Raw genomic sequence first — 19,042 nt, 5'->3', positions numbered from 1 at the left:
ATCGACTTGTAAACCAAATTAAAAAGATTTAGGTTTACGAGTCTACACCATATCAAAAACAAACAACATATTTTGGAGAAGCCCGATGGCTCGCCACCCACGCTGGACACTGTCGCAAGTAACCGAATTATTTGAAAAACCACTGCTGGAATTGCTGTTTGAAGCGCAGCAAATTCATCGCCAGCATTTCGATCCGCAGCAGGTACAGGTTAGTACGCTGCTGTCGATCAAAACCGGCGCCTGCCCGGAGGATTGTAAATACTGCCCGCAGAGCTCGCGCTATAAAACCGGGCTGGAAGCCGAGCGTTTAATGGAAGTAGAGCAGGTACTGGACTCCGCCCGTAAAGCGAAAAACGCTGGTTCGACCCGCTTCTGTATGGGGGCGGCCTGGAGGAATCCGCATGAACGCGATATGCCTTATCTGGAGCAGATTGTACAGGGCGTCAAAGCGATGGGGCTGGAAACCTGTATGACGCTCGGCATGTTGAACGAAAGCCAGGCGCAGCGTCTGGCTAACGCCGGGCTGGATTACTACAACCACAACCTCGATACCTCGCCGGAGTTTTACGGCAATATCATCACTACCCGTACCTATCAGGAGCGCCTCGACACGCTGGAAAAAGTCCGTGAAGCAGGGATTAAAGTGTGCTCCGGCGGCATTGTGGGTCTGGGCGAAACGGTTACCGATCGCGCCGGACTGTTGTTGCAGTTGGCGAACCTGCCGACACCGCCGGAAAGCGTGCCAATCAACATGCTGGTGAAGGTAAAAGGCACGCCGCTTGCGGATAACGATGACGTGGATGCGTTTGATTTTATTCGTACTATCGCCGTGGCGCGCATCATGATGCCGACCTCATACGTGCGTCTTTCCGCAGGGCGTGAACAGATGAACGAGCAGACCCAGGCGATGTGCTTTATGGCCGGGGCGAACTCGATTTTCTATGGCTGCAAATTGTTAACTACGCCAAATCCGGCAGAGGACAAGGATCTGCAGTTATTCCGTAAGCTGGGGCTGAATCCGCAGCAGACCAGGGTGCTGGCGGGCGATAACGAGCAGCAGCAACGTCTGGAGCAGACGCTGATGACGCCTGACACCGATGATTATTACAACGCGGCAGCCTTATGAGTTGGCAACAACGCGTCGACGATGCGCTGACGGCGCGTCGGGCGACGGATACGTTGCGCCGCCGCTATGTGGTATCGCAGGGCGCCGGACGCTGGCTGGTAGCGAACGGGCGACAGTATCTTAACTTTTCCAGCAATGATTACCTCGGCTTAAGTCAACACCCGCAGATTATTCGCGCCTGGCAACAGGCAGCGACGCGTTTTGGCGTCGGCAGCGGCGGGTCGGGTCATATCAGCGGTTATTCCGTGGCGCACCAGGCGTTAGAGGAGGAACTGGCGCAATGGTTAGGATATCCACGCGCGCTGCTGTTTATCTCTGGCTTTGCGGCGAATCAGGCGGTCATTACCGCCTTAATGAAAAAAAATGACCGGATTGTGGCCGACAGGTTGAGTCATGCTTCCCTGCTGGAAGCCGCTAATCTGAGTCCGGCGCAGCTTCGCCGCTTTATCCATAACGATACGCAGCATCTGTCGCGTTTACTGCAATCGCCCTGCGTGGGTCAGCAACTGGTGGTGACAGAAGGTGTATACAGCATGGACGGCGACAGCGCGCCGCTGGCGGAAATCCAGCACATTGCCCGCAGGCATCATGCCTGGCTGTTGGTTGATGATGCGCACGGCATCGGCGTGACTGGCGATGAGGGGCGGGGCACCTGCTGGCTGCGGGGGGTGAAGCCTGAGTTGCTGGTGGTGACTTTCGGTAAGGGGTTTGGCGTCAGCGGCGCAGCGGTGCTCTGCTCGGAAAGCGTCGCAGATTATCTGCTGCAATTCGCCCGTCATCTGGTTTACAGCACCAGTATGCCGCCCGCCCAGGCGCAGGCGTTAAGCGCCTCGCTGGCGGTGATCCGTAGCGATGAAGGTGGTGAACGGCGCGAAAAACTCGCCGCTCTGGTTCAGCGCTTTCGGGCCGGCGTTAACGCGTCCCGATTTACGCTACTGAATGCCCATAGCGCCATCCAGCCGTTAATCGTGGGCGATAACAGCCGTGCATTGCACCTGGCGGAGGCGCTGCGTCAACAAGGATGCTGGGCGACGGCGATTCGCCCGCCGACGGTGCCTGTCGGTACGGCGCGCCTGCGCTTAACGTTAACGCAGGCGCATGAAGCGTGCGATATAGACCGTCTGCTGGAGGTGCTGCATGGCGCAGGTGAATAAGCAGGCTATTGCGGCGGCGTTTGGCCGGGCCGCATCGCAATATGAACAGCACGCCTCTTTGCAGCAACACAGCGCGGATGCGCTGCTGACGCTGTTGACAGGCCGCCAGTTTGCCAGTGTGTTGGACGCAGGCTGCGGCCCCGGACGTATGAGTCGTTACTGGCGAGAGCGGGGGAGCGAAGTGACCGCCCTGGATCTTTCGCTGCCGATGCTGCAACAGGCGCGCGATCGTCAGGCGGCGCATCACTATTTGCTGGCGGATATCGAAGCGATTCCCCATGACGCCGAAGTTTTTGACCTGGCCTGGAGCAACCTGGCGGTCCAGTGGTGCGGCGATTTACGCGATGCGTTGAGCGAGTTGTATCGGGTTGTACGGCCCGGCGGCGTGGTGGCGTTTACCACCTTGTGCCAGGGGTCGTTGCCGGAGCTGCGTCAGGCATGGCAGGCCGTCGATAATCGCGCTCACGCGAATAGCTTTTTGCCGGAAGAGGCCATTGACCACGCGCTACGCGGCTGGCGGGCGTCTCGTCATACTCAGGCGATGACATTGTGGTTTGAGGATGCCCTGAGCGCGATGCGCTCGCTTAAAGGCATTGGCGCCACCCATCTTCATGAAGGGCGGGAGTCGGATGTATTAACCCGCGCCCGGCTTAGACAGATTCAGTTGGCATGGCCGCAGCGGCAGGGGAAATATCCGCTGACGTACCATCTTTTTATGGGAGTGATTGAACGTGACTAAACGCTATTTTGTGACCGGTACTGATACTGAAGTCGGTAAAACGGTTGCCAGTTGCGCCTTATTGCAGGCCGCAACGCAGTTAGGTTATCAAACCGTAGGCTATAAGCCCGTCGCTTCCGGCAGCGAAATGACAACCGACGGGCTACGCAATAGCGATGCCCTGGCCTTGCAGCGTAACAGCAGCCTGCCGCAACCTTATTCCGCTATCAATCCTTATACTTTTGCCGAGCCTACCTCTCCCCACATCGTTAGCGCCGACGAAGGCCGGGCGATAGACGCGGCGGTATTATCACGCGGATTGCGAACGCTGGAGTCGCAGGCAGACTGGGTGTTGACAGAAGGGGCGGGCGGCTGGTTTACACCGCTCTCTGCCACGCTGACGTTTGCCGACTGGGTACAGACGGAGCAGCTGCCGGTGATTCTGGTTGTTGGCGTCAAGCTGGGCTGTATTAATCACGCCATGCTGACGGCGCTGGCGGTAGAACAGGCCGGATTACCACTTGTCGGATGGATAGCCAACGACATACAGCCGCCGGGCGCGCGTCATGGTGAATATCTCGCGACGCTTCGCCGCGTCATACCGGCCCCGCTGTTAGGGGAAATCCCGTGGCTGGACGTTTCTCCATCGCAGGCGGCGACAGGAAAGTATCTGGACCTTAGCCCCCTGGAACGCGCCTGACCGCGCTTAAAAACCGCCTTCTTGCAGGATCAGACGATCCTGCTGTTCTTTCGCCAGACCCTCCAGACGTCGCCAGGCTAAAAATGTGCAAAATGTGAGCGTCTACGCCTCAATTTTTCCCTTCTTGTTAGCCAATAATCTGCCAAAAATAGCGATAATTTTTTTTTATCGCCCGGCGAAAACATCAGGGGCTGATTTTGCCAGGCGGCAGGGGATACGGGCTGGAAGCAGTTATCCACTATTCCTGTGGATAACCTTGTGTATTAGAGTTAGAAAACACAACGTAAGCGAGAGGCGACGCGGCCTGCGACTAAATTGGCGCGAAAGACGGCTTGAGAAAATATCCCTTTTCAGACAGCAAGTTATATAAAATCAATGGTTGTAAAGGAAGGGGGATACGTTGACATAAAACTTTCATCATCCGACTTGACAAATGTTAAAAAAGACTCTGGTCTGGGGATAACCAGCACACTGCTGGAATTTTACCCCGCGACTGTCTATGTTTTACCTCTAAATAGCGTGGGGTATCTGCCGATAGCCATTATACACTAGTGCGTTACTGTTTTTTCATCCAGTGTTTTTTATTGGCAATATTCACCGTCGAGAGTAAAATTACACCCCTGCCCGCTCACTCCTTCAGGTAGCCGCTCATGAGTAAACCGTTCAAACTGAATTCCGCTTTTAAACCTTCTGGCGATCAGCCGGACGCTATACGTCGTCTGGAAGAGGGGCTGGAGGACGGGCTGGCGCATCAGACGTTATTGGGCGTGACCGGCTCCGGGAAGACATTCACCATCGCCAACGTCATTGCGGACTTGCAGCGGCCAACGATGGTGCTTGCGCCCAATAAAACCCTGGCGGCGCAGCTCTACGGCGAAATGAAAGAGTTTTTCCCGGAAAACGCGGTGGAGTATTTCGTCTCCTACTATGACTACTATCAGCCGGAAGCGTATGTGCCAAGTTCGGATACGTTTATCGAAAAAGACGCTTCGGTAAACGAGCATATTGAGCAGATGCGGTTGTCGGCAACGAAAGCGTTGCTAGAGCGACGCGATGTCGTGGTGGTGGCTTCCGTGTCCGCGATTTACGGTCTGGGCGATCCGGATCTCTACCTGAAAATGATGCTGCATCTGACGGTGGGAATGCTGATTGACCAGCGCGCGATTTTGCGTCGGCTGGCAGAATTGCAATACACCCGTAACGATCAAGCTTTTCAGCGTGGTACTTTTCGCGTGCGCGGCGAAGTGATCGACATCTTCCCGGCTGAATCTGACGACATCGCGCTACGCGTTGAGCTGTTTGATGAAGAAGTGGAACGCCTGTCGCTGTTCGACCCGTTAACCGGGCAGGTAGAGTCAACGGTGCCACGTTATACTATCTATCCCAAAACGCACTACGTGACGCCGCGCGAGCGTATTCTGCAGGCGATGGAAGAGATAAAAGATGAGCTGGCGGACAGGCGTAAGGTCTTGCTGGCAAATAATAAGCTGCTTGAAGAGCAGCGATTAAGCCAGCGCACGCAGTTCGATTTAGAGATGATGAACGAGCTGGGCTACTGCTCAGGCATTGAAAACTATTCCCGCTTTCTGTCGGGCCGCGGGCCGGGCGAACCGCCGCCAACCTTGTTCGATTATCTGCCCGCCGACGGACTGCTGGTGGTGGATGAGTCTCATGTCACCATCCCGCAGATAGGCGGAATGTACCGCGGCGACCGGGCGCGCAAAGAGACGCTGGTCGAGTATGGCTTCCGTCTGCCTTCGGCGCTGGATAACCGTCCGCTGAAGTTTGAAGAGTTTGAAGCCTTAGCGCCGCAAACTATCTATGTTTCCGCCACGCCCGGCAACTATGAGCTGGAAAAATCTGGTGATGAGGTGGTGGATCAGGTCGTGCGACCGACCGGGCTGCTGGACCCGATTATTGAAGTGCGTCCGGTGGCGACCCAGGTGGACGATCTGCTGTCCGAAATTCGTCAGCGTGCGGCCATTAATGAGCGTGTCCTTGTCACTACGCTCACCAAACGGATGGCGGAAGATTTGACCGAATATCTGGAAGAGCACGGCGAGCGCGTGCGTTACCTGCACTCAGATATTGATACCGTGGAGCGTATGGAAATCATCCGCGATTTGCGTCTGGGCGAGTTTGACGTTCTGGTGGGGATTAACCTGCTGCGCGAAGGGCTGGATATGCCGGAAGTCTCGCTGGTGGCGATTCTGGACGCTGATAAAGAGGGGTTCCTGCGCTCCGAGCGCTCCCTGATTCAGACCATAGGACGCGCGGCGCGTAACGTTAACGGTAAAGCGATTCTGTATGGCGATAAAATCACGCCGTCGATGGCGAAGGCGATTGGCGAAACCGAGCGACGTCGCGAGAAGCAGCAGAAGTACAACGAAGAGCACGGTATCACTCCGCAGGGGCTGAACAAAAAAGTGGTCGACATCCTGGCGCTGGGGCAGAACATTGCGAAAACCAAAGCGAAGGGGAAAGGCAAGGGCCGTTCTACGGCGAAAGCCGGAATTGTCGAACTGGATATGACGCCGAAAGCGTTGCAGCAGAAAATTCATGAACTGGAAGGGCAAATGATGCAGCACGCGCAAAATCTGGAGTTTGAAGAAGCCGCGCAAATTCGCGACCAGTTGCACCAGTTACGCGAGTTGTTTATCGCGGCGTCCTGACAATGTGTCGATCGCCAGCGAGTCATCGTTACCATGGCTCGCTTTTGAGAATTTCAGTTCAATAGTAAGGGCTAAGTCAGTCAGGAATGAAAAACAGTGACAGGCTTTGACTAACGAGATTGTCGAAAAAGTCAAAACATCAATGGGGTAGCTAGTTTAATCACAACTGAAGAAAATTAGCGTTGAGGCTGAACTCAACGCTAATTTTCCCTCTCTCCTCGGCTATGAAAAAAAACGCCCCGTATTATCGGTATAGCTATCCTTATGATCGTCATTTTAATCTTATGTGAGTTCGTTGAAATCGTGTCATGGCAACAGATAACATCATCCTACGTAAAAAAAGAGGTGATAGAAGCGTGAGCATTTATAAGTCAAGCGCTGCAAATACTGAATGATTTGTCCGAAATAATGACGACTGTGACCTCTTATTTAAAGTTGAGAATATCCTTATCTGTTACTTTAGGTTACGTTCAGATCAGGTAGGGAAAATATGTTTAATATTACTAATATACAATCTACGGCAAGGCATCAAAGTATTAGCAATGAGGCCTCAACAGAGGTGCCTTTAAAAGAAGAGATATGGAATAAAATAAGTGCCTTTTTCTCTTCAGAACATCAGGTTGAAGCACAAAACTGCATCGCTTATCTTTGTCATCCACCTGAAACCGCCTCGCCAGAAGAGATCAAAAGCAAGTTTGAATGTTTAAGGATGTTAGCTTTCCCGGCGTATGCGGATAATATTCAGTATAGTAGAGGAGGGGCAGACCAATACTGTATTTTGAGTGAAAATAGTCAGGAAATTCTGTCTATAGTTTTTAATACAGAGGGCTATACCGTTGAGGGAGGGGGAAAGTCAGTCACCTATACTCGTGTGACAGAAAGCGAGCAGGCGAGTAGCGCTTCCGGCTCCAAAGATGCTGTGAATTATGAGTTAATCTGGTCTGAGTGGGTAAAAGAGGCGCCAGCGAAAGAGGCAGCAAATCGTGAAGAAGCCGTACAACGGATGCGTGACTGCCTGAAAAATAATAAGACGGAACTTCGTCTGAAAATATTAGGACTTACCACTATACCTGCCTATATTCCTGAGCAGATAACTACTCTGATACTCGATAACAATGAACTGAAAAGTTTGCCGGAAAATTTACAGGGAAATATAAAGACCCTGTATGCCAACAGTAATCAGCTAACCAGTATCCCTGCCACGTTACCGGATACCATACAGGAAATGGAGCTGAGCATTAACCGTATTACTGAATTGCCGGAACGTTTGCCTTCAGCGCTTCAATCGCTGGATCTTTTTCATAATAAAATTAGTTGCTTACCTGAAAATCTACCTGAGGAACTTCGGTACCTGAGCGTTTATGATAACAGCATAAGGACACTGCCAGCACATCTTCCGTCAGGGATTACCCATTTGAATGTGCAGAGTAATTCGTTAACCGCTTTGCCTGAAACATTGCCGCCGGGCCTGAAGACTCTGGAGGCCGGCGAAAATGCCTTAACCAGTCTGCCCGCATCGTTACCACCAGAATTACAGGTCCTGGATGTAAGTAAAAATCAGATTACTGTTCTGCCTGAAACACTACCTCCCACGATAACAACGCTGGAAGTTTCCCGTAATGCTTTGATTAATCTACCAGAAAACCTCCCGGCGGCATTACAAATAATGCAGGCCTCTCGCAATCACCTGGTCCGTCTCCCGGAGTCGTTACCCCATTTTCGTGGTGAAGGACCTCAACCTACAAGAATAATCGTAGAATATAATCCTTTTTCAGAACGAACAATACAGAATATGCAGCGGCTAATGTCCTCTGTAGATTATCAGGGACCCCGGGTATTGTTTGCAATGGGCGACTTTTCAATTGTTCGGGTAACTCGACCACTGCATCAAGCTGTCCAGGGGTGGCTAACCGGTCTCGAGGAGGAAGACGTCAACCAATGGCGGGCGTTTGAGACGGAAGTAAACGCGGCAGCCTTCAGCATGTTTCTGGATCGTCTTAGCGATACGCAGAACACCCGACACCCGGATTTTAAGGAACAAGTCTCCGCCTGGCTAATGCGCCTGGCTGAAGATAGCGCACTAAGAGAAACCGCATTTATTATAGCGATGGGTGCAACGATAAGCTGTGAAGATCGGGTCACACTGGCATACCACCAAATGCAGGAAGCGACGTTGGTTCATGATGCTGAAAGAGGCGCCTTTGATAGCCACTTAGCGGAACTGATTATGGCGGGGCGTGAAATCTTTCGGCTGGAGCAAATAGAATCGCTCGCCAGAGAAAAGGTAAAACGGCTGTTTTTTATTGACGAAGTCGAAGTATTTCTGGGTTTTCAGAATCAGTTACGAGAGTCGCTGTCGCTGACAACAATGACCCAGGATATGCGATTTTATAACGTTTCTGGTATCACTGAGTCTGACCTGGACGAGGCGGAAATAAGGATAAAAATTGCTGAAAATAGGGATTTTCACAAATGGTTTGCGCTGTGGGGGCCGTGGCATAAAGTGCTGGAGCGTATAGCGCCAGAAGAGTGGCGTGAAATGATGGCCAAAAGGGCTGAGTGTATTGAAACGGATGAGTATCAGAGCCGGGTCAATGCTGAACTGGAAGCGTTAGGAATAGCAGGTGATCCTGACGCAGAGCGCATGGCTGGAATGCGGATAATGGAAGAGATCAATCAGACCCTCTTTACTGAGATCATGGAGAATATATTGCTGAAAAAAGAGGTGAGCTCGCTCATGAGCGCCTACTGGTGATAGCTGAACGCAGTTTATCAGAAGAGGGAGAGAGCCTGTTTACCCTTCGGTGTAAACAGGCTTCTGATAAGCGCAGCGTCGTCGGTAAACGGGCTTAACCCAACGCCTGTAGCGCTTTTTCCAGCGCATTGTGTAATAACTGACGATCGTGGCGATAGGGGATATCGCTGGCCTCCAGCACTTCCTGAATCACCAGCCGATCGTTCACCGCACTGACGTCAACTCGCGGCCCAACCACTACTGCGTCAATGACTTTTTTGCCAATATATTGCTCCATCATCGCCAGCTTATCGACCAGCGTTAAACTGGCGGCGGGCAGACTCAGTTCGCGACCCAGATTGCCGATATACACCATTGGCGCTGGGGTGCGCCGCAGCGCCTGCGCCAGTTCATCCAGCAGCAGGCAAGGCATCAGGCTGGTATAAAAACTGCCAGGGCCAATCAGAATCAGATCCGCGTCATTAATGGCCTGTACCGCTTCCCGCGTCGCCGGAACGTTTGGCGTTAACATGATCTCCTGCGGCGGCGTCGCTAACTGATCGATATTCACCTCGCCATAAATCTCATGCCCCTGATCGTCAATCGCCATCAGATCTACCGGTAGCTCCGACATCGGGATCAGCTGCGCGTCCACTTTAAGCAGATTACGAATTAAATTAATCGCTTCCAGAGGCCGCACGCTCAGGTGATCTAACGCCTTTAACATCAAATTTCCGAGGTTATGACCAGAAAGTTCGCCATTACCGCCAAAACGGTACTCAAACATAGCGGATGCGACGCTGGGTTCGGTAATTAACTGATTCAGACAGTTGCGCATATCGCCCCAGGCGATCCCGCCTTCCGAGCGGCGAATACGGCCAGTTGACCCCCCGTTATCTGTGGTAGTCACAATGCCGGTCAGGCGCGAACCTAATGAAGAAAGCGAGGAGAGGACGCGTCCTAATCCATGCCCTCCGCCGAGGGCAACGACACGATCAAGGTCAGCCAGCGTACGATTGCGCATAAAAATTCCTGAAGTCAAATAAGCAGCGCTACAGTAGCGCAAGTCGCGGGTTTTCAGCAATTAGCCGACCGGCTAAAAGACAATTAATTATTCCCGACTACCCCTTTATAGCGAGGGCGTTACCACGGCTAAATGATATATATCAATGTAAAAGTGTGATTTTCACGTATTCTGTCGCTAAATAGCACGATCATATCGCTATGTATATGTTTATATAGCGAAAGCGTGATGGCGAAATTGTCATTTACACGCTAGTATCGGCGTAACCACAGTAAACACTCTAGCCTCTGCACCTGGGTCATTTTTGATACGGTGCTTTGGCCGTGACAACGTTTAACGTTTGCCACCAGGGCGCAGGAAGAAATGACTCCGCCTCCCGTATTTGGAAAGGTGTACATGGCTTCACAACTTACCGATGCTTTCGCGCGTAAGTTTTACTACTTGCGTTTGTCGATTACCGATGTGTGTAACTTTCGTTGCACCTACTGCCTGCCGGATGGCTACAAACCTGGCGGCGTCACTAACAACGGTTTCCTTACCGTCGATGAAATTCGTCGCGTTACGCGCGCTTTTGCCAGTCTTGGCACGGAGAAGGTGCGTCTTACCGGCGGCGAGCCTTCATTACGCCGCGATTTTACCGACATCATTGCCGCCGTGGGTGAAAATGATGCTATTCGCCAGATCGCGGTGACCACTAACGGTTATCGACTGGCGCGCGATGCCGCGAGCTGGCGCGAAGCGGGGCTGACGGGCGTCAATGTTAGCGTGGATAGTCTGGATGCGCGTCAGTTCCATGCGATTACCGGTCAGGACAAATTCCGCCAGGTGATGGCGGGCATCGATGCCGCCTTTGACGCCGGTTTCGAAAAGGTGAAAGTCAACACCGTGCTGATGCGCGACGTGAATCACCATCAGTTGGATACCTTCCTTGCCTGGATTCAGCCTCGCCCCATTCAGCTACGCTTCATTGAACTTATGGAGACGGGCGAGGGGAGCGATCTCTTCCGCAAACATCATATTTCGGGTCAGGTATTACGCGACGAGCTGATTAAGCGCGGCTGGATCCACCAGCTCCGCCAGCGTAGCGATGGCCCGGCGCAGGTTTTTTGTCATCCCGATTACGCCGGTGAGATCGGTCTCATTATGCCGTACGAAAAAGATTTCTGCGCCACCTGTAACCGCCTGCGTGTTTCGTCCGTCGGTAAGCTGCATTTATGTCTGTTTGGCGACGGCGGCGTGAGTTTACGCGACCTGTTACAGGATGACGCGCAGCAATACGCGCTTGAGAAACGTATTTCCGACGCGTTGCGGGAGAAAAAGCAGACCCATTTCCTTCACCAGAGCAATACTGGTATTACGCAAAATTTATCTTACATTGGCGGTTAATCCTTAATAAGGAGATTTCAGATGAGTCAGGTCAGCGCTGAATTTATCCCGACCCGCATCGCTATTCTTACTGTTTCCAGCCGACGCGGCGAAGAAGACGACACCTCCGGTCATTATCTGCGTGATTCGGCGCAGGAGGCCGGGCATGAAGTGGTGGCGAAAGCCATCGTTAAAGAGAACCGTTACGCGATTCGCGCCCAGGTTTCCGCCTGGATCGCCAGTGATGAGGTGCAGGTCGTATTGATAACTGGCGGGACCGGTTTGACCGAAGGCGATCAGGCGCCGGAAGCGCTGTTGCCGCTGTTCGATCGTGAAGTGGAAGGATTTGGCGAAGTGTTTCGCATGCTCTCGTTTGAAGAGATCGGCACCGCAACTCTGCAGTCGCGCGCGGTAGCTGGCGTGGCGAATAACACCTTGATTTTCGCCATGCCGGGCTCCACAAAAGCGTGCAGAACCGCATGGGAGAATATCATTGCGCCGCAGCTGGATGCCCGTACACGCCCATGTAATTTTCACCCTCATTTAAAGAAATAACGATGTCGCAATTAACCCATATAAACGCCGCAGGCGAAGCGCACATGGTGGACGTTTCCGCGAAAGCGGAAACCGTTCGTGAAGCGCGTGCGGAAGCATTCGTTACCATGCGTAGTGAAACGCTGGCGATGATTGTTGATGGCAAACACCACAAGGGCGATGTTTTCGCCACCGCCCGAATTGCCGGTATTCAGGCCGCCAAACGCACCTGGGAGCTGATCCCGCTGTGCCACCCGCTACTGCTAAGTAAAGTGGAGATTCAGCTTCAGGCCGAGCCGGAGCATAACCGCGTGCGTATTGAGTCTCTGTGCCGTCTGACCGGTAAAACCGGCGTCGAAATGGAAGCGTTAACCGCGGCGTCCGTCGCGGCGTTAACCATCTACGACATGTGCAAAGCGGTACAAAAAGATATGGTAATTGGTCCGGTGCGCCTGCTGGCGAAAAGCGGCGGCAAATCGGGGGATTTTAAGGTGGATGCGCATGATTAAGGTGCTTTTCTTCGCCCAGGTTCGCGAGCTTACAGGAACTGACGCGCTGGATCTTCCAGCAGATTTTTCCACCGTTGAGTCGCTGCGACAGCATCTGGCGACAAAGAGCGATCGTTGGGCGCTGGCGCTGGAAGACGGTAAGCTGTTGGCGGCGGTCAACCAGACGCTGGTAAGTTTTGACCATCCGCTGACGGCGGGCGATGAAGTGGCGTTTTTCCCGCCAGTCACGGGGGGCTAACATGCACGAAACGCGAATTGTAGTCGGCCCTGCGCCGTTTAGCGTCGGGGAGGAATATTCCTGGCTGGCGGCGCGCGACGAAGACGGCGCGGTCGTCACCTTTACCGGAAAAGTGCGCAATCATAACCTGGGCGATAGCGTTAAGGCGCTGGCGCTGGAGCATTATCCCGGCATGACTGAGAAAGCTCTGGCGGAGATCGTCGTTGAGGCGCGTTCCCGCTGGCCGCTGGGGCGGGTCACGGTGATTCATCGCGTTGGCGAATTATGGCCGGGCGATGAGATTGTGTTTGTCGGCGTCACCAGCGCGCACCGCAGTAGCGCGTTCGACGCCGGCCAGTTCATTATGGATTATCTGAAAACCCGTGCGCCGTTCTGGAAGCGTGAAGCCACGCCGGAAGGCGATCGCTGGGTCGAAGCGCGCGACAGCGACCAGCAGTTGGCGAAACGTTGGTAGCAGAATGTGATACGCTTTAGGGTATCATTTCCACACAGGAGTTCATCATGGACAGATTTCCACGATCTGATTCAATAGTGCAGGCACGGTCCGGCCTGCAGACCTATATGGCGCAAGTGTATGGCTGGATGACGGTCGGACTGTTACTGACCGCGTTTATCGCGTGGTATGCGGCTAATACGCCAGCCGTCATGATGTTTGTCTTTTCCAGTAAGATCACCTTCTTTGGCTTAATTATTGCCCAGCTTGCGCTGGTGTTTGTTCTGTCGGGACTGGTGCATAAACTTAGCGCCGGAATGGCGACGACGCTGTTTATGCTCTATTCGGCGCTAACCGGATTGACGTTATCCAGTATTTTTATCGTTTACACCTACTCCTCTATCGCCAGCACGTTTGTGGTGACGGGGGGAATGTTTGGCGCCATGAGCCTGTACGGGTACACCACTAAACGCGATCTTAGCGGTTTCGGCAATATGCTGTTTATGGCGCTTATTGGTATCGTTCTGGCGTCGCTGGTCAATTTCTGGCTGAAGAGTGAAGCGCTGATGTGGGCGGTAACCTATATCGGGGTGGTGGTGTTTGTCGGTCTGACGGCCTATGACACGCAGAAACTGAAAAATATCGGCGAGCAAATAGATACCCGCGATAGCGCTAATCTACGTAAATATTCGATTCTCGGCGCGTTAACGCTGTACCTGGACTTTATCAACCTGTTTCTGATGTTACTGCGTATTTTTGGCAATCGCCGCTAATTATAGCGATCTCTTAAAATCCTGGCCCTGCGCCAGGATTTTTTTTAGGACTATATTTAGGGCGAAACAGCATAAACATCTTAGAAATATTTTCCTGCGCTTGCCATTCTTATCACCGTGATCATGTGAAGAGTGATAAATGACAAGTGGGACCTCTGGCTGCAATACGTATACGGCAAATAGCATTTATTCCCGCGACAATGTTATCCCTTACCTATTGGTATACTGCGTTGGGACTATGGTGTACCGCCGGCATTATATGGTTAACGTTGTATACTCATTTTTTGATAACCCACGTTCAACCTGTTGTTGTTTTGTGGATATCAGCACTTTTGCTTGGTCTGGGGTATGGGGCCGTTACCTGTCTTTCCCGCTTTGGCACTGTTGTCGCAACGTTGATATATATTGCCATCATTACGCTTACCGGCGTGTCATTAGCTTACCTTTTCTCAAGTGGCGCGACCATTTTCGTGATTGTTGGAATCATGTTTAGTCTTAATGCCTTATTTATTTTCTACCTGAATATCAGTTCTGGTCTATTCAGGCCGTTAATCTTCATGGCGGTAAGCGGGATCATCGCTGCGATAGTTGTCAATAGCCTGGTGGCCAGTAGCACTATGGTCTGGATAGTCAGTGTGCTGACGGTATTGGTATGGACATTGATTACAGCACTAGAAAAATCGACACTTCATGGTTATGCCCGCATGTTATATCACAGCGAGTTTTCATCCCTGTCTCGTTGCGCTTTATTTGGCGCGCTGACGCTTTACCTTGGCATTATTAATGCTGTGGTTACGCTGTGTCGTTATATCATTTTGATGATTCTGGAAATACTATTATCTTTCAGGCCGTAGGCGTTGCAGGTTTTTTATTCAGGTTGGTGATGATGGGTATAATGAGTAAATTATGTGGCAAACAATTTTGGTTAGCGTTTTGTGAAGCTAAAGACGTCACTCGCGCCATTAAAAATGGCGGCGAGGATTTTAATAAGAAATGCCCGCCAGCGCTGATTTCTCATTTCATTACCGGATTGTCATGGGAACATTCATTACCTAATCCTGCGCCTGTTTGCGCGTTTAGTTTTATGCTTCTTGTGGGAGGTGTGTGCAGTGCGCATTTTGTTTTTGATAAGTTTATCCTGTATTGGCCACTAAATATAATTATTTATTTTGGCAGTGCTATAGGTATGATGCTATGTGTTATGGCTGAGGTATGGCTTATTGCCAAAGGTTTTATCCTGGGGTTGCGCCTCTGCGTTTTACTGTTTTTATTAAATATTATGCTCTGTGGTACTGGATTATTTGACGTGTTGTGCCATCAAAATAGCGAACTAAAAAGTGATCTGATTATCGCTATTATTATGGTTGTGCTTTGCCGCTGGGTGATGAATGGCGAAACGTTTACGATGATGATTCGTTTCTGCCTGGGGCGTCGATTAGTGCGAGTCGCATTACAAGAATATCTCACCTCACAGACAAGGAAATGATAAGCCCATGAACCTGATGACGTGGCTAACAGGAAAAACACTGGCGGAGCTGGTGAAAAAAGGGCAGTTGATCCCGCCAGAAATTAAGTTACCTGTGTATCCGGCCAGCCACTACAAAAAAAACTGGTATGAACAAGGTATTCCTCACGGAGGCGTTATTGGGCTTACGGCGATTATGATGACCATGACATGGATCGTCAGTATAAACATGGTTATTGCGCAGTTTGAGCTGCACAATAAAAAGCATCTGGAGCTGGTCTTCTTCCTGGCCGTGGGCTATATCGCTTTTCTTACCCCGTCAAATCAGCTCCTGCTTAAAGGAAGAATGAGCGGGGTCATTATTTACCGCTATGCGCTATTGCTGGCCATTATTTCCGTTACGTTGGCAACGTTCTGTACCCTGTCATCAGTATTCATGGGCGAGTTCCACGAAGTGCTCCTGCTGCTGTTTAGCTGGTCATTGCTGCTTTTTTCCCGCTTACAGATGAATACGTCTTTTTTCTCAGCATATGTTTATTTTTACCGGATAAAACGCGTTGTGCTGGAAAGCGAAAACGCGTCTGCTTAAATTTATTTCGCCATCGCCCGCTCGTTTTTCGCCCGCAGCTTCTTCGCCCGGCTCTCCAGGATCAGATAGCACACCAGCGCCAGCAACAGGGGAATAAAATAGTAAAGCACGCGGTATGCGAGCAGGGCGGCGATAATCGTGCCTTGCGACGTATGTTCGCCCGCCAGCAACGCAAGGAATACGGCCTCCAGCACGCCGATGCCTGCCGGAATATGCACGATGACGCCCGCGATACTGCTCACCAGCAGTACGCCCAGTACAAAGAAATAGTTCACATCCTGACCCATCAGCAGCCAGATGATGGCGCCCATCGCCATCCAGTTCGCGCTGGAGATTGCCATCTGCGCCAGTGCGAATTTCCATGACGGCAGCACCAGTTTCTGCCCTTTAATCGTCATATGCCGCCGCTTCGCAAAGGCGCAAAACCACAGATAGACCGCGATAATCAACAATAAAACGATACCGAGAATACGTAGCGTGCCTTCATCGATATACCAGTGGTCGGGAAGCTGGACAATGCCGAAGGTAAAAATGATGCCACCAAGCAGAATATAGCCCAGCCAGTTAGTGGTAATGCTGAGTGAGAAAATACGCGTGATAGTACTGCCGGGCAACCCGAGGCGAGAGTACAGTCGGTAACGCATCCCGATCCCGCCGACCCAGGTGCTGAGCGTCAGGTTAAAGGCATAGCAGACGAACGATACCAACATCACCTGTCGCTTCGCCAGTTTATGGCCGCAATAAAGCCGTCCAAGCAGGTCGTAGCAGCCGTACAGAAGATAGCTAACGATCACCAGTCCTACAGCGCTTAAAAGCGCCGTGCGGTTATAGTCACGGATGACGGTCCAGACATCGCCCCAGTCGACCTTTTTAGCATAAACCACCAGCAGAACGACGACCGCAATAAAAAACAGCCAGGTCAGCACTTTTTTAGCCAGCCGCCAGCGCGGATGCGATTTAGCCATTAGGGCTTCACTCCTGTATTTTCTGGATCAACGCGATCCTGGGTTTCCATTTCTGGCTGGGCAGGCGGGGGAACCTGCGCCAGATGCGGGGTATGCGCAGGTAGCCAGCCGACCAGCGCCGGGAAATGACGTAAAAAGTGGAACGCCAGCACGCTTTTGGTCAGGTTCCACCAGGTGCGTTTCGGCAGCATAGACTCATCGACCTGCTTACAATCATTCACGATGATGCCTTGTAAATTATCGCGCAGGGTCTGGTTAAAGGTACGATCGTGAATGATCAGGTTAGCTTCAAGGTTAAGCGACAGGCTGAGCGGATCGAGATTACTCGACCCTACCGTGGCCCAGTGATCGTCCATCAGCGCCACTTTGCCATGCAGCGGACGGCGTCGGTATTCATAAACCTGCACACCGCCCTTCACCAGATAGTTATAGAGCAACCGCGCGCCGACTTTGACTATCGGCATGTCTGGTTCCCCCTGGACAATCAGTTTTACGCTCACGCCACGGCGGGCGGCTTTACGCATTGCGTGGAGCAAGCGATAGCCGGGGAAAAAATAGGCGTTAGCGATAATCACCTCACGCTTTGCCTGGGTCAGCATTTTCAGATAATGACGTTCGATATCGTCGCGGTGCTCTTCGTTATCTCGCCAGACAAACAGCGCCTGCGCTTCGCCGGGGTGGCGGTTTTCTTCGGCCTGATGATGGCGCTTCCACCAGCGGCGCGCGGGGCTTTGCCCCGGCAGATTCTCGACTTCGAATTGCAGGATATCGGCCACTACAGGCCCTTCGACCCGTACCGCGTAGTCTTGTTTCGCCTGCGGGCCGTAATCCGACATATGTTCGGCGGAGTAGTTAATGCCGCCGACAAAGGCAATACGATCATCAATCACCACAATTTTGCGGTGCATTCGGCGGAAGATATTGGTTCGCAACCCCAGTAGACGCGGGCGGGGGTCGTAATAGCGAAAAATCACGCCTGCTGAGGTCAATTCGCCGACAAACGCGTCGCTGAGATCGGGAGAGCCGTAGCCGTCGAGTAATACTTCGGCTTTTACGCCGCGCTGTGCGGCTTTTAGCAGAGCGGCATGGAGTTTTTTACCCACCTCATCTTCAAACAAGATAAAGGTTTCCAGAATGATTTTTTGCTGTGCCTGAGCGATAGCCTCAAACACGGCAGGATAGAACTGGTCGCCGTTTTCCAGTAGCTGAATTTGATTACCTTCACGCCAGCCGCATTTCATAGATGGATCTCCGCGCTAAGGGGGGCATGGTCTGATAAATGTCGCCAGTTCCGCAGCGGCAGCGCCGTAGGAGAACTGGCGTTCGCATTCTTGACGTAAATACGATCGAGTCGCAGCAGCGGCATACTCACCGGGAATGTGCGCGCCGGTCGGCCATGGGCACGGGTGAATATCTCCTCCAACCCGGCCGCGTTTAACGGCGGGCCGGCCTTTTGCCGCCAGTCATTAAAGTCTCCGGCCACCAGCACCGGTTCTGATTCCGGCAAGGCATTCACCCATCCCGCCAGCATGGTTAGCTGTGCCTGGCGGTGACTCTCCCGCAGGCCGAGATGTACGCACATGACGTGGATAGGGCGGTTGAGCATGGGCGGCGTAATGCGGCAATAGAGCACGCCGCGTTTTTCGCTACCGCCGACCGAGACGTCGCGATTTTCATAATGTTCAATGGGATAACGAGAAAGAACCGCGTTACCGTGGTGGCCTTCCGGATAGACCGCATTGCGGCCATAGGCGAAATCGCTCCACATGGTGTCGGCTAAAAATTCATAGTGGGTAGTGTCCGGCCAGTTTTCGATATGCAGCGGATGCACTTCGTGCGCGCCCATCACTTCTTGCAGACAGACGATATCGGCGCCGACCGTTCTGACGGCGTCGCGCAGCTCCGGCAGGATGAAGCGTTTATTAAAGGCGGTAAAACCTTTGTGCGTATTAATTGTGAGCACTTTGAATGAAAAATTTCGCGTGTGTTGAGTCATTTTCTTCCTGTCCGCGTCACTATCCTGATTGAAATAGTGTAGTCGTC

General features: G+C 52.2%; 19 protein-coding genes, 1 pseudogene and 1 riboswitch. Of the genes and pseudogenes, 16 read left to right on the top strand and 4 right to left on the bottom strand.

What is annotated here, in order from left to right; all coding sequences use genetic code 11:
- The first annotated feature begins 85 nt into the window (after positions 1-85).
- The 7 genes and pseudogenes from bioB to slrP all read left to right on the top strand — a co-directional run bounded on the left by bioB (position 86) and on the right by slrP (position 9,125).
- Complete coding sequence (gene bioB, locus J4617_RS07240; RefSeq protein ID WP_001821784.1) at positions 86-1,126, top strand: biotin synthase BioB; 1,041 nt, start codon at positions 86-88, stop codon at positions 1,124-1,126.
- A complete protein-coding gene (gene bioF / locus J4617_RS07235) occupies positions 1,123-2,280 on the top strand; it encodes an 8-amino-7-oxononanoate synthase (protein ID WP_017465735.1) in 1,158 nt (385 codons plus the stop codon). The genes bioB and bioF overlap by 4 nt, the downstream gene beginning before the upstream one ends.
- The gene (gene bioC, locus J4617_RS07230; RefSeq protein WP_000079911.1) at positions 2,264-3,019 is read left to right on the top strand and encodes a malonyl-ACP O-methyltransferase BioC; all 756 of its coding nucleotides are present in this window, start codon (positions 2,264-2,266) and stop codon (positions 3,017-3,019) included. Before bioF ends, bioC begins: the two co-directional genes overlap by 17 nt.
- Positions 3,012-3,698, top strand: coding sequence for a dethiobiotin synthase (gene bioD, locus J4617_RS07225; RefSeq protein WP_017465734.1), 687 nt, complete (start codon positions 3,012-3,014; stop codon positions 3,696-3,698). The genes bioC and bioD overlap by 8 nt, the downstream gene beginning before the upstream one ends.
- A 650-nt stretch (positions 3,699-4,348) precedes the next feature.
- The gene (gene uvrB, locus J4617_RS07220; protein ID WP_000042502.1) at positions 4,349-6,370 is read left to right on the top strand and encodes an excinuclease ABC subunit UvrB; all 2,022 of its coding nucleotides are present in this window, start codon (positions 4,349-4,351) and stop codon (positions 6,368-6,370) included.
- A 308-nt stretch (positions 6,371-6,678) separates the two neighbouring features.
- A pseudogene (locus tag J4617_RS22955) lies at positions 6,679-6,853 on the top strand (hypothetical protein).
- A gap of 7 nt (positions 6,854-6,860) precedes the next feature.
- Positions 6,861-9,125 (top strand): SPI-1 type III secretion system effector E3 ubiquitin transferase SlrP, encoded by a 2,265-nt coding sequence (slrP, locus tag J4617_RS07215; protein WP_017465733.1) that lies wholly within the window; start codon positions 6,861-6,863, stop codon positions 9,123-9,125.
- A 94-nt stretch (positions 9,126-9,219) separates the two neighbouring features.
- Here slrP and yvcK read toward each other — a convergent pair whose 3' ends face one another.
- Entirely contained in the window at positions 9,220-10,128 is a 909-nt protein-coding gene (gene yvcK / locus J4617_RS07210) for a uridine diphosphate-N-acetylglucosamine-binding protein YvcK (protein WP_001246033.1), read from the bottom strand.
- Positions 10,129-10,392: 264 nt separating this feature from the next.
- A riboswitch (molybdenum cofactor riboswitch) is annotated at positions 10,393-10,537 on the top strand.
- Here yvcK and moaA point away from each other — a divergent pair.
- The 9 genes from moaA to J4617_RS07165 all read left to right on the top strand — a co-directional run bounded on the left by moaA (position 10,525) and on the right by J4617_RS07165 (position 16,034).
- Entirely contained in the window at positions 10,525-11,514 is a 990-nt protein-coding gene (gene moaA / locus J4617_RS07205) for a GTP 3',8-cyclase MoaA (RefSeq protein ID WP_017465732.1), read from the top strand. Its footprint overlaps the riboswitch before it by 13 nt.
- A gap of 21 nt (positions 11,515-11,535) precedes the next feature.
- A complete protein-coding gene (moaB, locus tag J4617_RS07200) occupies positions 11,536-12,048 on the top strand; it encodes a molybdenum cofactor biosynthesis protein B (protein WP_000084604.1) in 513 nt (170 codons plus the stop codon).
- A 2-nt stretch (positions 12,049-12,050) separates the two neighbouring features.
- Positions 12,051-12,536, top strand: a complete 486-nt coding sequence (gene moaC / locus J4617_RS07195; RefSeq protein ID WP_000080894.1) for a cyclic pyranopterin monophosphate synthase MoaC — start codon at positions 12,051-12,053, stop codon at positions 12,534-12,536.
- Positions 12,529-12,774 carry a molybdopterin synthase sulfur carrier subunit gene (gene moaD / locus J4617_RS07190; RefSeq protein ID WP_000598596.1) on the top strand — a complete coding sequence of 82 codons (246 nt, stop codon included), beginning with the start codon at positions 12,529-12,531 and terminating at the stop codon, positions 12,772-12,774. The genes moaC and moaD overlap by 8 nt, the downstream gene beginning before the upstream one ends.
- A 1-nt stretch (position 12,775) precedes the next feature.
- Positions 12,776-13,228 carry a molybdopterin synthase catalytic subunit MoaE gene (gene moaE / locus J4617_RS07185; RefSeq protein WP_017465731.1) on the top strand — a complete coding sequence of 151 codons (453 nt, stop codon included), beginning with the start codon at positions 12,776-12,778 and terminating at the stop codon, positions 13,226-13,228.
- A 47-nt stretch (positions 13,229-13,275) separates the two neighbouring features.
- Complete coding sequence (locus J4617_RS07180) at positions 13,276-13,980, top strand: Bax inhibitor-1/YccA family protein (protein WP_000373611.1); 705 nt, start codon at positions 13,276-13,278, stop codon at positions 13,978-13,980.
- A gap of 146 nt (positions 13,981-14,126) precedes the next feature.
- Positions 14,127-14,834 carry a Bax inhibitor-1 family protein gene (locus tag J4617_RS07175; protein ID WP_017465730.1) on the top strand — a complete coding sequence of 236 codons (708 nt, stop codon included), beginning with the start codon at positions 14,127-14,129 and terminating at the stop codon, positions 14,832-14,834.
- Positions 14,835-14,857: 23 nt separating this feature from the next.
- A complete protein-coding gene (locus J4617_RS07170) occupies positions 14,858-15,466 on the top strand; it encodes a hypothetical protein (protein WP_077905554.1) in 609 nt (202 codons plus the stop codon).
- A 7-nt stretch (positions 15,467-15,473) separates the two neighbouring features.
- Complete coding sequence (locus tag J4617_RS07165; RefSeq protein ID WP_001052196.1) at positions 15,474-16,034, top strand: hypothetical protein; 561 nt, start codon at positions 15,474-15,476, stop codon at positions 16,032-16,034.
- A gap of 2 nt (positions 16,035-16,036) precedes the next feature.
- On the opposite strand, the gene J4617_RS07160 is transcribed toward J4617_RS07165, so the two are convergent.
- Genes J4617_RS07160 through J4617_RS07150 form a run of 3 tightly spaced genes read right to left on the bottom strand, consistent with a single transcriptional unit; the run spans position 16,037 to position 18,995 of the window.
- Positions 16,037-16,999 (bottom strand): YbhN family protein, encoded by a 963-nt coding sequence (locus tag J4617_RS07160; RefSeq protein ID WP_001129817.1) that lies wholly within the window; start codon positions 16,997-16,999, stop codon positions 16,037-16,039.
- Positions 16,999-18,240: a cardiolipin synthase ClsB gene (clsB, locus tag J4617_RS07155; RefSeq protein WP_000649639.1), complete on the bottom strand. Its 1,242-nt coding sequence runs from the start codon at positions 18,238-18,240 to the stop codon at positions 16,999-17,001. Before clsB ends, J4617_RS07160 begins: the two co-directional genes overlap by 1 nt.
- Entirely contained in the window at positions 18,237-18,995 is a 759-nt protein-coding gene (locus J4617_RS07150) for an endonuclease/exonuclease/phosphatase family protein (RefSeq protein ID WP_000192039.1), read from the bottom strand. Before J4617_RS07150 ends, clsB begins: the two co-directional genes overlap by 4 nt.
- Between the last annotated feature and the right edge of the window lie 47 nt (positions 18,996-19,042).

Origin of the sequence: Salmonella sp. 32010601201800023SM, from assembly GCF_017572235.1 — a bacterium.
GTDB classification, from domain to species: domain Bacteria; phylum Pseudomonadota; class Gammaproteobacteria; order Enterobacterales; family Enterobacteriaceae; genus Salmonella; species Salmonella enterica.
The sequence above is the reverse complement of the archived record's forward strand: the minus strand, read 5'-3'. Positions and strand labels throughout refer to the sequence as shown.

Bases quoted from the DNA above. Each gene is read 5' to 3' on its own strand.
- bioB (WP_001821784.1), top strand. From the start codon at position 86: ATGGCTCGCCACCCACGCTGGACACTGTCGCAAGTAACCGAATTATTT.
- bioF (WP_017465735.1), top strand. From the start codon at position 1,123: ATGAGTTGGCAACAACGCGTCGACGATGCGCTGACGGCGCGTCGGGCG.
- bioC (WP_000079911.1), top strand. From the start codon at position 2,264: ATGGCGCAGGTGAATAAGCAGGCTATTGCGGCGGCGTTTGGCCGGGCC.
- uvrB (WP_000042502.1), top strand. From the start codon at position 4,349: ATGAGTAAACCGTTCAAACTGAATTCCGCTTTTAAACCTTCTGGCGAT.
- slrP (WP_017465733.1), top strand. From the start codon at position 6,861: ATGTTTAATATTACTAATATACAATCTACGGCAAGGCATCAAAGTATT.
- yvcK (WP_001246033.1), bottom strand. From the start codon at position 10,128: ATGCGCAATCGTACGCTGGCTGACCTTGATCGTGTCGTTGCCCTCGGC.
- moaA (WP_017465732.1), top strand. From the start codon at position 10,525: ATGGCTTCACAACTTACCGATGCTTTCGCGCGTAAGTTTTACTACTTG.
- moaB (WP_000084604.1), top strand. From the start codon at position 11,536: ATGAGTCAGGTCAGCGCTGAATTTATCCCGACCCGCATCGCTATTCTT.
- moaC (WP_000080894.1), top strand. From the start codon at position 12,051: ATGTCGCAATTAACCCATATAAACGCCGCAGGCGAAGCGCACATGGTG.
- moaD (WP_000598596.1), top strand. From the start codon at position 12,529: ATGATTAAGGTGCTTTTCTTCGCCCAGGTTCGCGAGCTTACAGGAACT.
- moaE (WP_017465731.1), top strand. From the start codon at position 12,776: ATGCACGAAACGCGAATTGTAGTCGGCCCTGCGCCGTTTAGCGTCGGG.
- J4617_RS07180 (WP_000373611.1), top strand. From the start codon at position 13,276: ATGGACAGATTTCCACGATCTGATTCAATAGTGCAGGCACGGTCCGGC.
- J4617_RS07165 (WP_001052196.1), top strand. From the start codon at position 15,474: ATGAACCTGATGACGTGGCTAACAGGAAAAACACTGGCGGAGCTGGTG.
- J4617_RS07160 (WP_001129817.1), bottom strand. From the start codon at position 16,999: ATGGCTAAATCGCATCCGCGCTGGCGGCTGGCTAAAAAAGTGCTGACC.
- clsB (WP_000649639.1), bottom strand. From the start codon at position 18,240: ATGAAATGCGGCTGGCGTGAAGGTAATCAAATTCAGCTACTGGAAAAC.
- J4617_RS07150 (WP_000192039.1), bottom strand. From the start codon at position 18,995: ATGACTCAACACACGCGAAATTTTTCATTCAAAGTGCTCACAATTAAT.